This window comes from Halobaculum sp. P14, from assembly GCF_051195155.1.
GTDB lineage: Archaea > Halobacteriota > Halobacteria > Halobacteriales > Haloferacaceae > JBNTKA01.
Window position 1 is genome coordinate 290,884 of sequence record NZ_JBNTKB010000003.1, and the last position, 12,825, is coordinate 303,708.

Sequence of the window (12,825 nt, forward strand, 5' to 3'; positions counted from 1 at the left end):
GGAAGACGACGCCGTCCAGCACCCCCTCGGCGACCTCGGCGCCGATCATCAGGTCGCCGCCGAGCGGCCCGGACTGCTTCCGCTCGACGGACAGCGACGTCTCCGCGGCGATGCGCTTTCCGGTCGTCCCCGTCGCGACGAGGTCGAACCCGTCGAGCAGCGCCTCGTGACGCCGCACCAGTTCGACCATCTCCGGCTTCTCGTCGTCGTGTGCGATGAGCGCGAGGCGGGTCATTCGACCACCGCCGTTTCGAGCAGTTCCAGCGGGTGGCGGACCTCGTAGCCGGTGCCGTGCTCCATCTGCATCGCGCAGGTGGGGCACTCCGTCATCCCGGTGTCGCCGTCTGCGGCCTCCATGTGGTCGAACATGTCGGCGCCGATCTTCATCGACGTCTCGTACTTCTCGTCCTTCCAGCCGTACGTCCCGGAGATGCCCGAACAGGAGTCGCCGACGTCCTCGACGCCGACGCCGTCGAGTTCGCCGAACAGTTCGACCGCCTGGCGGTCGAGCCCCTGGTTCCGGGCGTGACACGGCGCGTGGTAGGCGAACTCCGCGGCGAGTTCGTCGTCGACGTCGGCGTCCGCCAGCTCCCCCTTCAGGTCCTCGTGGATGCGGAGGTACTCGACGGACTCGAAGGTGTTCGCGGCGACGTCGTCGATGCCGTCGACGTCGAACAGCTCGGGGTACTCCTGCCGGAGCGCCATCGAACACGAGGTGCACGACGCGATGGCGTCGTACCCCTCCTCGACCAGGTCGGACATCGACGACACGGTGACCTCGGCGTGCCGGCGCGCGTCGTCGAGCATCCCGTTCGCGAACATCGGCGTCCCGGAGCAGCCCTGCTCGGGCACGACGATTTCGTAGCCGAACTCCTCGAACACCCGGACCATCGCCTTCCCGACCTCCGGCGTGTTGTAGTTCGCGTAACAGCCGTGGAAGTACGCGACTTTCCGGTCGGCGTCGCGGGGCAGTCCGCGCCGCGCTCTGTTCTCGCGGGCGCGCTCGCGCGACCCGTCGGCGCCGCCCTTCGACGCCCACCACTCCCGGAAGGTTTCGGTGGCGAACGACGGGAACTCGCGTTCGCTTGTGACGCCCATCGTCTTCTCGAGCAGCCAGCGCGCCGGCCCGAAGTTCGTGACGGCGTTCGCGAGCCGCGGCACCTTGCTGGCGAGCCACGCCGACGACCGGTAGTTCGCCAGGATGCGGTTCCGCCAGTACGTCCGCGAGAGCTTCGACTGCTGTTCGCTGACGTACGAGCCGCGCGCCGTGTTGTGCATCTGCGACAGCGGGACGCCCGACGGGCAGGCGTTGTCACACCGCATGCAGTTCGAGCAGTCCATCACGGAGTCGTCGATTTCGTGGTCGTCGTCGGACTGCTTCAGCCGCCACTGCTCGGGCCCCTGGAACTTCGGGCCGGGGAAGTCGTCGTCGACGGCGGCGACCGGGCAGTTGGTGTCGCAGGTCGAACACTTGTAACAGGAGTCGGCTCCCGGCCGCAGGTCGAACGCGTCGCTGTCGGGGAACACCTCGACCGGCTCGAACTCCTCGGTCGTGGACGATTCGGCTGGCTCGAACTCCGTCGGTGGGGATTCTGTGTCGCTCATCGTGCCTCATGTGCGGCGCCGCGGCCCGCCGCGTAGCCCGTCGCTATCGAGACGCCGCCGCCGGACTTCTCGGCGGCGAAGTCGTAGCCGCCGAGAACCGAGCCGGCCGCCCGGAGATTACCGAACTCGGGGTCGCCGTCCGCCGTGACCGGGCGGAGCGCGTCGTCGGTCGGGACGCCGAACCGTGCGAACCGGTGGTCGCCGAACGCGTCGTCGTCGAACCAGTCGTACCGGTCGTCGCTGTGCGGGACGTGGCAGTCGAAAATCGGCTCCGAGACGCCGACCCGGTTCGACTCGACGCCCTTCCCGACGAGGCCGCCGGTGGCGAGGACGTACTGGTCGGCGGCGTTCGGGATTTTCGCGCCGTTCTTGTCGACGTACACCGTCTCGACGCGGTCGTCGCCGTCGTAGTCCACGACCGGGTTTCCGGTTTCGACGCTGACGCCGGCGTCGTCGAGCGCGTCGAACAGCGCGTCTTCGAGGCGGAGCCCGGGGAGCGACGGCGGCCCCGCCGGCACCTCGAACACGTCCGCGCCGAGCGCGGCCGACAGGTCGTCTCGCACCGCGGCGGCCGCCTGATGGCCGATGACCGCCGGGAAGCCGACGCGGCCCTCGCCGTCGAGGTGCGGTTCGACGCGGGCGGCGAGCGCGGCTCGTGCGCCCTCCATGCCGCGGTCCGTCTCGACCGCGGCGTCCTGGTCGAGCAGCTTCGCGTACCGCGTCACCTTCGCGTCCGCCCGGAGCGACCCGGGGAACGGGACCGTGACGCCGCGGACGCCGAACGGGACGCCGGCGGCTTCGAGGTGCGGCGCGGCGCGCTCGGCGTCGAAGTCGACGAACGTCTCGAAGCCGACGAGCAGCATGTCCTCGGTCGCGCTCGCGACTCCGGCTGCGGCGCCCGCCGGGTACCGCGCCGTCGGCTTCACCGTCCCGCCGTGGGTCGGGACGAGCGCGTTCCGGTCCGTGTGGCCGCCGCGGTAGCCGGTCGCGACGTCGTCGAACAGCGCCATCGCGTCCCGCGTCGTCTCCTCGCCGACGACGCTGTACGGGTGGCTGTCCGGGAGCGCGTCGAACGCGGCGTACGGGTCGGCGAGCGGCCCGTCGCCGTCGGGCGTGTAGCCGAGCACGTCGACGAGCCCCGAGGCGTTCCGGAGCGTGCTCTGCTTGTACGAGAGCAGCCGGACGTCCGCGCCGGCGCGCGCCGCCGCGAGCGCGCTGGTCAGGCCGGCGAGGCCGCCGCCGACGACGAGCACCTCCGACTCAATCGCCACCGCGCGCACCCCCGTCTGCCGCGGCGCCGCGCCGCCCGGCGTCGCCCCCGCCGCTCCCCGCATCGGCGTCGGCGTCCGGCCCGGCGTCGAACGCGTCGAAGTCGACGCCGTCGCCGTCACCCGCCGGGTCGCGGTCGCGGTTCTGCGTCGTGGCGTGCAGCGCGTAGTTCAGCATCGCCTGCGAGAGCTGTTCGCCCCACAGCGCGTGCCGCTGGCCCTTCCAGCGCTCCGCGAGCAGTTCGTTCCACGCCGCGCGCACGGTCGGCTCGTCGTACTCGGCGTGCAGTTCGTTCGCCAGCCGGTGACAGCAGAACCCGCCCTGGCAGTTCCCCATCGACGCACGCGTCCGGATGCGGACGGCGTTGAGGTCCGAGCCGGCGGTCTCGACGGCGTCCCGTATCTCGGCGCGCGTCACGCCTTCGCAGTCGCAGACCGTCGGGTTCGGCGCGTCCGTGTCGAGCACGTCGTCGGCGCGGGAGCCGAGCCGCTCGACGCTCCGCCGGCCGATTGGGGAGCGCAGCCCGAACTCGTCCATGTAGTCGCGGAGCACCGAGAACTCCTCGCTGCCGGGGAGCGGCTCGTCGGCGGTGCGGCAGTCGGCGTCGACGCCGACGACGTCGCAGACGTGGTCGCTGATGGACTCGGCCATCATCCGGTAGGTGGTGAGCTTGCCGCCGACGATGCTGGTCATGCCACCGAGGCCGTCGCGGTCGGCGTGGTCGAGCAAGAAGAAGTCGCGCGTGATGTCGGTCGGGTCGGTGCTGCCGACGTCCGGCGGTTCGTACAGCGGCCGCACCCCCCAGAACGACCGGATTGTTCTGGCCTCCGACAGCATCGGGATGAGCTCCGCGAGCGTGTCTATCATCCGGTCGACCTCCCACTGCTCCTCCGGGTAGTCCTCGGGGTCGTCCACCTCCTCGTCGGTGGTTCCGAGGATGGCGGTGGTCTCGTGGGGAACGACGATGTCCGCGTCGCCCTTCGGGCGGCAGCGGTTGATGGCGGTGTCGACCTGCCGGACGTTCATGATGGTCATGACGCCCTTCGACGGCCGGACTTCGATGTCGACGCCGGCCATGTCGCCGATGCGGCCCGCCCACGCACCGGTGGCGTTGACGACGTGGTCGGCGCGGATCTGCTCGGTGCCGCCGGCGGTGCCGTGGACGCGCTTGCCGGGGCCGGATTCGTGCTCGACTTCGACGCCGACGACGTCGCCGTCCTCGACGACCAGGTCGGTGACGGTGGTGTGCGTCTCGATGCGCGCGCCGTGGTTCTCCGCGCTGGCGGCGTTGGCGGCGACGAGCCGGAACGGGTCGATGGCGCCGTCCGGGACCGTGATGGCCTTGTCGACGTCCGCCGCGAGATGCGGCTCCATCTCGCGCGCCTCCGCGCCGGAGATGACTTCGGCGGGGATGCCGCACTCGCGGCACCCGTCGAGCTTCTTCTGGAAGTACGCCTCGGAGTCCTCGGGGCGTTTCACGAACAGGCCGCCGGTCATCTCGACGCAGTGGCTCGCGATGTCCCGGAGCACCCGGTTCTCCTCGATGCACTCGGCGGCGCTCGCCTGGTCGGAGACCGCGTACCGGCCGCCGCTGTGGAGCAGCCCGTGCATCCGCCCGGTCGTCCCGTGCGTGAGGTTCCCCTGCTCGACGAGGGTGACGTTCAGCCCCCGCATCGCGAGGTCCCGTGCGGTCCCGGCCCCCGTCGACCCCCCGCCGATGACCACGATGTGTGGTGTCGTTCCCATCTCTCTGTCGTCCGTGATTCAGCCGCCACCCACTTCATGTTTACCACCACGTCGAAGTCGTCGATAAACTCTTTACTCGTCCCGGGACGCAGCCCCGACCTGGGCGGCGTGCCGAAATCGAGCCGGCCGCCGGCCTGAAACGTCTCGTGGCAGTCGACGGGCGTTCCAACGGGCGAGCGGATGGCGCAGAGCGCCTGTGGCCCACCAGCAAGATTTATAATGAACTATTCTATTGTATACTCAGGGGCAGGGTGTTTCAGTAAAAATCCTGCCTGGACCACGGAGCACTCAGCACAATGTCAGACACGTACGTCGGCGCAATCGACCAAGGGACGACCGGCACCCGGTTCATGGTCTTCGACCACGCGGGGCAGGCCGTCGCGAACGCCTACGAGAAGCACGAACAGATCTATCCGGAACCAGGCTGGGTCGAACACGACCCCATCGAGGTTCTCGAAAACACCAAAGCCGTCGTCGAGCGCGCGCTCGACGGCGCCGGCATCGACGCCGACCAGCTCGACGCGCTCGGAATCACGAACCAGCGCGAAACCACGGTCGTCTGGGACGCCGAGACCGGAAAGCCCGTCCACAACGCGCTCGTCTGGCAGGACCGCCGGACGACCGACCGCGTCGAGCAGCTGCAGGCCGAAGACAAAGTCGAGTGGATCCGCGAGAAGACCGGCCTCGAAGCCGACGCGTACTTCTCCGCCACGAAAGTCGAGTGGATTCTCGACAACGCCGAGCCGCTGAAACTAAGCAGCTCCCGGACGCAGAACCTCCGCGAGCGCGCCGAAGACGGCGAACTCCGGATGGGGACGATGGACGCCTGGCTCATCGACAACCTCACCGGCAACCACATCACGGACGTCACGAACGCCTCCCGGACAATGCTGTACAACGTCCGCGACCTGGAGTGGGACGACGAACTGCTCGCGGAGTTCGACGTCCCCGAGAGCATGCTCCCGGAGGTCCGGCCGTCCTCGGACGAGGACTACTACGGCACGACCGATCCGGACGGCTTCCTCGGCGCCGAAGTCCCGGTCGCCGGCGCGCTCGGCGACCAGCAGGCCGCGCTGTTCGGACAGACCTGCTTCGACGAGGGCGACGCGAAGAACACCTACGGCACCGGCTCGTTCTACCTGATGAACACCGGCACGAAAGCCGTCTCCTCCGACCACGGCCTCCTCACGACCATCGGCTTCCAGCGGTCCGGCGAACCGGTACAGTACGCCCTCGAAGGCTCCATCTTCATCACCGGCGCCGCCATCGAGTGGCTCGAAGACGTCGACCTCATCAACAACGCCGCTCAGACCGCCGAAATCGCGAAGTCGGTCGACTCCACGGACGGCGTCTACGTCGTCCCGGCGTTCACGGGGCTCGGCGCGCCGCACTGGGACGGCCGCGCCCGCGGCACCATCGTCGGCATGACCCGCGGTACCGGGAAGGGCCACATCGTCCGCGCGACGCTCGAATCCATCGCCTACCAGACCCGCGACGTCGTCGAGGCGATGGAGGCGGACTCCGGCGTCGAAACCACGTCGATTCGCGTGGACGGCGGCGCCGTCAAGAACAACTTCCTCTGTCAGCTGCAAGCGGACATCCTCCAGACCGAAGTGGTTCGCCCCGAGGTCGACGAGACCACTGCGCTCGGCTCCGCGTACGCCGCCGGGCTCGCCACGGGCTACTGGGACTCCATCGACGACCTCCGCGAGAACTGGCAGATCGACCGGGAGTTCGAGCCGAAGGCGGACCCCGAAGACGTCGACGAGCGGTACGACCGCTGGGGCGACGCCGTCGAACGCTCGCTCGACTGGGCGCAGGAGGAGTAATCCATGAACGGACTCCTCGTGCAGGTCCCCGTCATCGGCCTCGGCTGGGAGCAGTTCGCCGTGCTGCTCATCGCGGCGCTCGCCGGCGGCGCGTTCGGCGCCGCCCTCGGCGCGCTCCCGTCGTTCATCTTCACCGGCTTCGTCGTCTTCCTCGGCGAAGGCCTCGGGATTCTGCAGCGCCAACTCGGCGGCCTCGACGCGATTCCGGTCGGCGAAATCGCGACCGGCGTCACCGGAACCATCGGGTTCGGGATGGTGACCGGGCCGCACGTCGCCTTCGCCGGCGGCGTCGCCGCCACCGCCTACGCCGGCAAGCGCTACCCGGAGATGGAGCCCGACGGCTGGGACTTCCACTTCGGGAAGAACATCGGCTACGCCTTCGGGACGAAACCGGACATCCTCGCGGTCGGCGCCGTTTTCGGCGCGCTCGGCATGCTCGTCACCCGGGTCGCCAGCGGCGTCGGCGTGCCGACGGACAACATCGCGCTGTCGGTCGTCGCCACCGCGTTCGTCGCGCGCCTCGCCTTCGGCTACCCGCTCGTCGGGAAGGTCGCCGGGACGAACGTCCTCGACATGACGCCGTTCGAGCGCGACGAGAAACGCCCCCTGCCCGACGGCGGCGCCGAACCGTCGGCGCGGCTCGCCATCGAGCCGTGGCTCCCGCACCAGTACAAGTGGTCGGGGGTCGCGACGGTCGGCGTCGTCGCCGGGATACTCAGCGGCTTCATCTGGCTGAAGACCGGGAGCATCTTCCTCGGCTACGCCATCTCCGCGATGAGCCTGCTGTTCTTGAACCTCGGCGTCGAGAAGATTCCGGTGACACACCACATGACGCTGCTCGGGTCGGTCGGCGCCATCGTCGCGATGCCCGTCGTCGGCAGCGACCCGGTCGTGCTGCTCGTCGCCGGCGCGTTCGGCGGACTCAGCGGGCTGCTCGGCGAACTCACCCAGCGCGTGTTCTACTCGCACTCCGGGACGCACGTCGACCCGCCGGCGATGGCGATCATGCTCATGATGCTGCTGGTCGGCGTCCTCTCGCTGGCCGGGGTCCTCCCGAACGCCGGCTACCTCTCGCTGTAGCCGTGCAGCGCACACGGGGGCCGGGGCGGCTCCGCAGGGGCGCCCGCCGCGGCCGCCCCGCTCTCGGTCGCCGTCGACGCCGCGACGGCGCCCGGCTCGCCGCCGGCGTCTCGCCATCAGTGCCGATAACACGGCCCTTATTGGGTCGGAGTATCGACTCGTCCCCAACAGACGCCTGACTCTCGATGGACATCGACGAACGGATACGGCGGCGACAGCGCTGGACCGGTGAGTCACGGCTCATCCAGGATTACGACGCCCTCTCGCCGGTCGGCCACATCGACGAGCCGTCCGACCGCGGCCCCGTCTTCGAGCAGCTCCTCGACCACCTCGACCCGGTGTTCGACGGCGACCTGCCGGGGAACGCCTACGTCCACGGGCCGTCCGGCGCCGGGAAAACCGCGGTCGTGACGGCATTGTTCGCGCACCTCGAACCGCTCTCCTCCGGAACGCAGTCGGTGATTCACACGAGCACCCGCGCGGCGACCACCGGCGTCCCGGGCGTCGTCTATCTCGACACCCGAACGACCACCAGCACGTTCGCGCTGTACCACGGCGTCCTCGACGGCCTCGTCGAGGAGTCGGTTCCGAAACACGGCATCAGCACCGAAGAGCTCCGCAGCCGGCTCCACGACGCGCTCGACGGGGCCCGCGCCGGCGCGGTCGTCGCCGTCGACCACGTGGGCGAACCCGGCAGCGCCGACACCGACGACCTCGTCGACGTGTTCGCCGGGCTGCCGAGCAACGTCAGCTGGCTCGCCGTCGGCCGCGACCCGCCGGCGCAGACCGAACTCGCCGCCTACACCGCGACGACCGTCGCGGTCCGGCACTACCGCCAGCAGACGCTCACGGATGTCCTGATGACGCGGGCGTCGAGCGGGCTGGCACACCGCGCGCTCGACCACGAGCAGGCGCGGCGAATCGCCGCGTGGGCCGACGGGAACGCCCACGACGCGCTCGCGGCGCTGTTCGTCGCCGCCGTCCGCGCCGACGACCGCGACCGCACCAGAATCGCCGAGACGGACGTCGACGACGCCCTCGCGGAACTCCCGCAGCCGTCGGTGTCGCTCGGCCGCGTGCTCGCGCTCCCGGAGAACCGGCAGGCGGTGCTGCGCGCGCTCGTCGACCTCGACGAGACCGACCGGGCGTCCGTGACCGCGACCACGGAGGCCGTCGCCGCCGCGCCGGGCGTCACGCTCTCGCCCGGAACCATCAAGCGGTACCTGTACGAACTCGCCGAAATCGGCGTTGTCGAACGCGTCCAGTCCGAACTCGACAACGACCAGGGGCGGCCGCCCAGCCGCGTCGAACTCCGGTTCCCGCCGACCGCGTTCCGCCGCCTGTACGACCTCCAGCAGTAGCGGCGACGGGCCGCAGACCGACTCACGCTCACACGACACATGACCGGACACGACCACAGCGCCACGCCATGAGTATCGAACCGGGAGACCACGTCCGACTCGAATACGTCGGCCGATTCGAGGGCGGCGACGTGTTCACGACGTCCGAGCGCTCGGTCGCCGAAGAGCACGGGCTCGTCGCGGCGGACGCCGACGCGTCGTTCGCGCCGATTTCGTTCACTGTCGGCGCCGGCGACGTCATCCGCGGCCTCGACGAGGCAGTCGTCGGGATGACCGAGGGCGAAGAAGCGACCGTGACGGTGCCGCCGGCGGACGCCTACGGCGAGTACGACCCCGAGCGGGTCCGGGAGTACGACCCGGAGACGTTCGAGGGGATGGTCGGCGAGCCGCCGTCGGTCGGCCAGCACGTCGAGGCGCAAAACGGGCTGCACGGCGACGTTACCGCGGTGTCTGCGGACGCCGTCCAGGTGGACTTCAACCACGAACTCGCCGGGCGGACGCTCGTCTTCGACGTCCGGGTCGTCGACGTCGAGTAGCCCGCCGCTGCCGCCGCGGTTCTATGATTGTCGATGTCGGTTCTCGCGATTGTCGAGGGGTTCTGCGGCGATAAAAACAGTGTTAACGGATGAAACGCAGTGGTCGAGACGAGCCTACCACTTCATCACATGTCTGGGAAATACGACCTCGTCATCGTCGGCGGCGGAATCAGCGGCGCGTCGCTGCTGTACACGACCGCGAAGTTCACCGACATCGACTCGATCGCGCTCGTCGAGAAGGAGTCGGAGATCGCGGCGATCAACTCCGATCACACGAACAACTCGCAGACGCTCCACTTCGGGGACATCGAAACGAACTACACGCTCGACAAGGCCGAGAAGGTGAAAGAGGGCGCGGAGATCCTCGCCGGCTACCTCGAGAACCACGACCCCGACCGGGAGATGCACGCGAAACGCAGCAAGATGGTGCTCGCCGTCGGCGACGACGAAGTCGACGCCCTCGAATCCCGCTACCACGACGAAGGGTTCGGCGACCTGTTCCCGAAGCTCCGCGCCATCGGGCGCGACGAAATCGAGGAACTCGAACCGAAGGTCGTCGAGGGCCGCGACCCGTCGCTCGACCTCCTGGCGCTGCAGACGCCGGACGGCTACGTCGTCGACTACGGCGCGACCGCGAAGTCGCTCGTCGACAACGCCACGGAGGAGCCGAACGTCGACGTCTTCACGTCCACCGAAGTGACGGACGTCACGAAGGGGTACGACGGCTACACGCTCACCACGACCGACGGCCAGTTCGACTGCGACGCCACGGTCGTCGCCGCCGGCTCGCACAGCCTCCAGATGGCGAAAGAGCTCGGCTACGGCCAGGACAAGGTGCTGTTGCCCATCGCCGGGAGCTTCTTCCTCGCGGACGACTTCCTGAACGGGAAGGTGTACACGCTGCAGATGAAGAAGCTCCCGTTCGCGGCGGTGCACGGCGACGCCGACGTCCACGACCCGTCCATCACGCGGTTCGGGCCGACCGCGAAACTCGTCCCGACGCTCGAACGCGGCCGGCTCTCGACGGTCGGCGACTTCCTCGACGTGTTCGGGCTGAACGTCGCCGCGTTCCTCAGCTACGCCAACATCCTCGCCGACCGCATCCTGCTGCCGTACGTGCTGCGGAACCTGGTGTACGACCTCCCGGAGGTCGGACGCCGCGCGTTCCTCCCGCACGTCCAGAAGGTCGTGCCGAACGCCGAACTCGACGACATCGAACGAGCGACCGGCTACGGCGGCGTCCGGCCGCAGATCGTCGACACGAAGAAGAAGTCGCTCGACATGGGCGAAGCCAAGATCGTCGGCGACGACGTCATCTTCAACATCACGCCGTCGCCCGGCGCCTCCACCAGCCTGAAGAACGCGATGCGGGACACCCGGACGCTGATGGACTTCTTCGACGGCGAGTACGAGTTCGACGAGGACGCGTTCCGCGCCGACACCATCGACAACTTCCCGCGCGCCGACGAATAGCCGCGACGCGGTCGCGGTGCGGCCGGGTCGCCGCCGCACCGCACGCACAACGGTTTCGGTGCTCCGCGGCGACGACGCGGTATGGGTCACCACACGTTCGACGCAGCGCGCGCCGACAGGCTCGAAAACGCCGCCCGGCGCTACCGGTTCGTCTCCCGGGAGGAGCTCTGCTGGGCGGTCGACGCCGACGGCGACGAGACCGTCGCCGACCTCGGCAGCGGCACCGGCTTTTACACCGACGACCTCGCGCCGCTCGCCGAGACGGTGTACGCCGTCGACGTGCAGGCGGCGATGCACGACTACTACCGCGAGAAGGGGCTCCCGGAGAACGTCGAAGCGGTGACGGCCGACGTCGCCGACCTCCCGTTCCCGGCCGACCACCTCGACGTCGCGGTGTCGACGATGACGTACCACGAGTTCGCCGGTGACGACGCCCGCGCGGAACTCGCGCGGGTCGTGAAGCCCGGCGGCCGCCTCGTCGTCGCCGACTGGGCGGCCAGCGGCACCGGCGCCGACGGTCCGCCGGTCGACGAACGCTACGCGCTCGGAGACGCCGCTGCCGCGGTCGAGTCGGCCGGGTTCACCGTCGAGTTCGCCGCCGACCGACCCGAGACGTTCCTGTTCGTCGCCGAGCGCGACTGACCCGGCCGCGGAGCCGCCAACGGCCTGCCGACGTCGTTACCGCTGACTCCGTCACGGTGTCTCGGCGCGCTGGGACGCCGTGAACGCCGCGTCGGTGACGGCGGTGCCGCAGAGGACGCAGCCCTCCCGGAGCAGCGCCGCCCGCATCGCGTCGGTCACCGCGAGCGACTCCCCGCACGCCGGGCAGACGAAGGTGTACGCCGCGGTATCGTCACTGTTCATCGTACCCGGTGGTTCGGCGTCCCGGGATAAACCACGGCCGCTCGTTCCAACCGAGTGGGAACCGCGGCCGCGCCGCCGCAGCATTTTACGGCCGGCCGCCGCCACGTCACACCCTGTTCAGGGTCGGCGCGCACGTCTCGATGTCCGACGGCTTCGCCGCCGCCGCCGAACGCGAAGCGGAACTCGGCGGGAACTGCGGCCAGCTGTTCGTCGGGTCGCCGCGCGGCTGGGCGGTCAGCGACGTCGACGACGCCGACGCGGAGGCGTTCCGTGACGCCGCGGACGAACGCGACGTCGGCCCGTGGGCCGTCCACGGCACCTACCTCGTCAACCTCGCGACGCCGGACGACGACCTCGCCGCGAAGTCGCTCGACTGCCTCCAGTCGGAACTCGACGCGGCGGCGACGCTCGGCGTCCCGTACTACGTGTTCCACCCCGGCGCCCACACCGGCGCCGGCGAGGCCGCCGGCGTCGAGAACGTCGGCGACCGGCTCTCCGAACTCGACGTCCCGGACGGCGTGACGGTGCTCCTCGAAAACACGGCCGGGAAGGGGACGACCGTCGGCAAGCGCCTCGGCGCGCTCGACGACGTGGTCGACGCCGCCGAATTCGGCTACGGCGACCTCGGCGTCTGTCTCGACACCTGCCACCTGTACGCCGCCGGCTACGACTTCACCGACGCGGCGTCGATGGCGGACCTGGTCGACGAAATCGACGCGACCGTCGGCCGGGACAACGTCGAGTTCCTCCACCTCAACGACTCGAAACACCCGCTCGGCTCCGAGAAGGACGAACACGAACACGTCGGCGACGGCGAAATCGGCGCCGAGGGCTTCCGCCGGTTCATCAACCACGACGCGCTCCGCGACAAACCGATGGTGGTCGAGACGCCCGCGAACGACAAGGGCGACGCCTGGAACGTCGACCGGGTCAGAGCGCTACGAACCGAAGACTGAGTCGCCGCCCGCGGCCGCCGCAGTCGGGGAGCGGCGGCCTCGGGAGACGGCCGGGACTCGTTCTCACGGCTGAGCGGTCGGGGAACTGTTAAGCCCGTCGGAGGGC

At 69.7% G+C, this 12,825-nt stretch carries 12 protein-coding genes; 7 read left to right on the top strand and 5 right to left on the bottom strand.

The genetic code is table 11. The annotated features are described in order from the left end of the window. The 4 genes from ACQUS7_RS08470 to glpA form a co-directional block, all read right to left on the bottom strand. Positions 1 to 235: methylglyoxal synthase (locus ACQUS7_RS08470; protein ID WP_435146319.1), on the bottom strand; the 235-nt coding region annotated here is incomplete at its 3' end. Then, positions 232 to 1,605 carry an anaerobic glycerol-3-phosphate dehydrogenase subunit C gene (locus tag ACQUS7_RS08475; protein ID WP_435146321.1) on the bottom strand — a complete coding sequence of 458 codons (1,374 nt, stop codon included), beginning with the start codon at positions 1,603 to 1,605 and terminating at the stop codon, positions 232 to 234. The genes ACQUS7_RS08470 and ACQUS7_RS08475, both read right to left, overlap by 4 nt. Next, on the bottom strand, positions 1,602 to 2,876 hold the full coding sequence (gene glpB, locus ACQUS7_RS08480; protein ID WP_435146323.1) for a glycerol-3-phosphate dehydrogenase subunit GlpB: 1,275 nt from the start codon (positions 2,874 to 2,876) through the stop codon (positions 1,602 to 1,604). The genes ACQUS7_RS08475 and glpB overlap by 4 nt, the downstream gene beginning before the upstream one ends. Further along, the gene (gene glpA / locus ACQUS7_RS08485; protein WP_435146325.1) at positions 2,866 to 4,620 is read right to left on the bottom strand and encodes an anaerobic glycerol-3-phosphate dehydrogenase subunit GlpA; all 1,755 of its coding nucleotides are present in this window, start codon (positions 4,618 to 4,620) and stop codon (positions 2,866 to 2,868) included. The genes glpB and glpA overlap by 11 nt, the downstream gene beginning before the upstream one ends. Before the next feature lie 296 nt (positions 4,621 to 4,916). Here glpA and glpK point away from each other — a divergent pair, with 296 nt between their 5' ends. The 6 genes from glpK to ACQUS7_RS08515 all read left to right on the top strand — a co-directional run bounded on the left by glpK (position 4,917) and on the right by ACQUS7_RS08515 (position 11,541). Next, positions 4,917 to 6,449, top strand: coding sequence for a glycerol kinase GlpK (gene glpK, locus ACQUS7_RS08490; RefSeq protein WP_435129936.1), 1,533 nt, complete (start codon positions 4,917 to 4,919; stop codon positions 6,447 to 6,449). A gap of 3 nt (positions 6,450 to 6,452) precedes the next feature. Further along, entirely contained in the window at positions 6,453 to 7,529 is a 1,077-nt protein-coding gene (locus ACQUS7_RS08495; protein ID WP_435129933.1) for a hypothetical protein, read from the top strand. A gap of 185 nt (positions 7,530 to 7,714) precedes the next feature. Next, positions 7,715 to 8,890 carry a Cdc6/Cdc18 family protein gene (locus ACQUS7_RS08500; protein WP_435146327.1) on the top strand — a complete coding sequence of 392 codons (1,176 nt, stop codon included), beginning with the start codon at positions 7,715 to 7,717 and terminating at the stop codon, positions 8,888 to 8,890. 68 nt (positions 8,891 to 8,958) lie between these two features. Continuing rightward, on the top strand, positions 8,959 to 9,426 hold the full coding sequence (locus ACQUS7_RS08505; RefSeq protein ID WP_435146329.1) for an FKBP-type peptidyl-prolyl cis-trans isomerase: 468 nt from the start codon (positions 8,959 to 8,961) through the stop codon (positions 9,424 to 9,426). Positions 9,427 to 9,555: 129 nt separating this feature from the next. After that, on the top strand, positions 9,556 to 10,899 hold the full coding sequence (locus tag ACQUS7_RS08510; protein WP_435146331.1) for an FAD-dependent oxidoreductase: 1,344 nt from the start codon (positions 9,556 to 9,558) through the stop codon (positions 10,897 to 10,899). 81 nt (positions 10,900 to 10,980) lie between these two features. Beyond that, the gene (locus ACQUS7_RS08515; RefSeq protein ID WP_435146333.1) at positions 10,981 to 11,541 is read left to right on the top strand and encodes a class I SAM-dependent methyltransferase; all 561 of its coding nucleotides are present in this window, start codon (positions 10,981 to 10,983) and stop codon (positions 11,539 to 11,541) included. A 51-nt stretch (positions 11,542 to 11,592) separates the two neighbouring features. Here ACQUS7_RS08515 and ACQUS7_RS08520 read toward each other — a convergent pair whose 3' ends face one another. Continuing rightward, complete coding sequence (locus tag ACQUS7_RS08520; RefSeq protein ID WP_435146335.1) at positions 11,593 to 11,763, bottom strand: DUF7560 family zinc ribbon protein; 171 nt, start codon at positions 11,761 to 11,763, stop codon at positions 11,593 to 11,595. A gap of 113 nt (positions 11,764 to 11,876) precedes the next feature. Between ACQUS7_RS08520 and ACQUS7_RS08525 the strand changes: the two genes are divergently transcribed. Beyond that, positions 11,877 to 12,719, top strand: coding sequence for a deoxyribonuclease IV (locus ACQUS7_RS08525; protein ID WP_435146406.1), 843 nt, complete (start codon positions 11,877 to 11,879; stop codon positions 12,717 to 12,719). The last annotated feature ends 106 nt before the right edge of the window (positions 12,720 to 12,825 follow it).

Coding starts and splice junctions, on each gene's coding strand:
- ACQUS7_RS08475 (WP_435146321.1), bottom strand. CDS start 1,605: ATGAGCGACACAGAATCCCCACCGACGGAGTTCGAGCCAGCCGAATCG.
- glpA (WP_435146325.1), bottom strand. CDS start 4,620: ATGGGAACGACACCACACATCGTGGTCATCGGCGGGGGGTCGACGGGG.
- glpK (WP_435129936.1), top strand. CDS start 4,917: ATGTCAGACACGTACGTCGGCGCAATCGACCAAGGGACGACCGGCACC.
- ACQUS7_RS08495 (WP_435129933.1), top strand. CDS start 6,453: ATGAACGGACTCCTCGTGCAGGTCCCCGTCATCGGCCTCGGCTGGGAG.
- ACQUS7_RS08500 (WP_435146327.1), top strand. CDS start 7,715: ATGGACATCGACGAACGGATACGGCGGCGACAGCGCTGGACCGGTGAG.
- ACQUS7_RS08505 (WP_435146329.1), top strand. CDS start 8,959: ATGAGTATCGAACCGGGAGACCACGTCCGACTCGAATACGTCGGCCGA.
- ACQUS7_RS08510 (WP_435146331.1), top strand. CDS start 9,556: ATGTCTGGGAAATACGACCTCGTCATCGTCGGCGGCGGAATCAGCGGC.
- ACQUS7_RS08515 (WP_435146333.1), top strand. CDS start 10,981: ATGGGTCACCACACGTTCGACGCAGCGCGCGCCGACAGGCTCGAAAAC.
- ACQUS7_RS08520 (WP_435146335.1), bottom strand. CDS start 11,763: ATGAACAGTGACGATACCGCGGCGTACACCTTCGTCTGCCCGGCGTGC.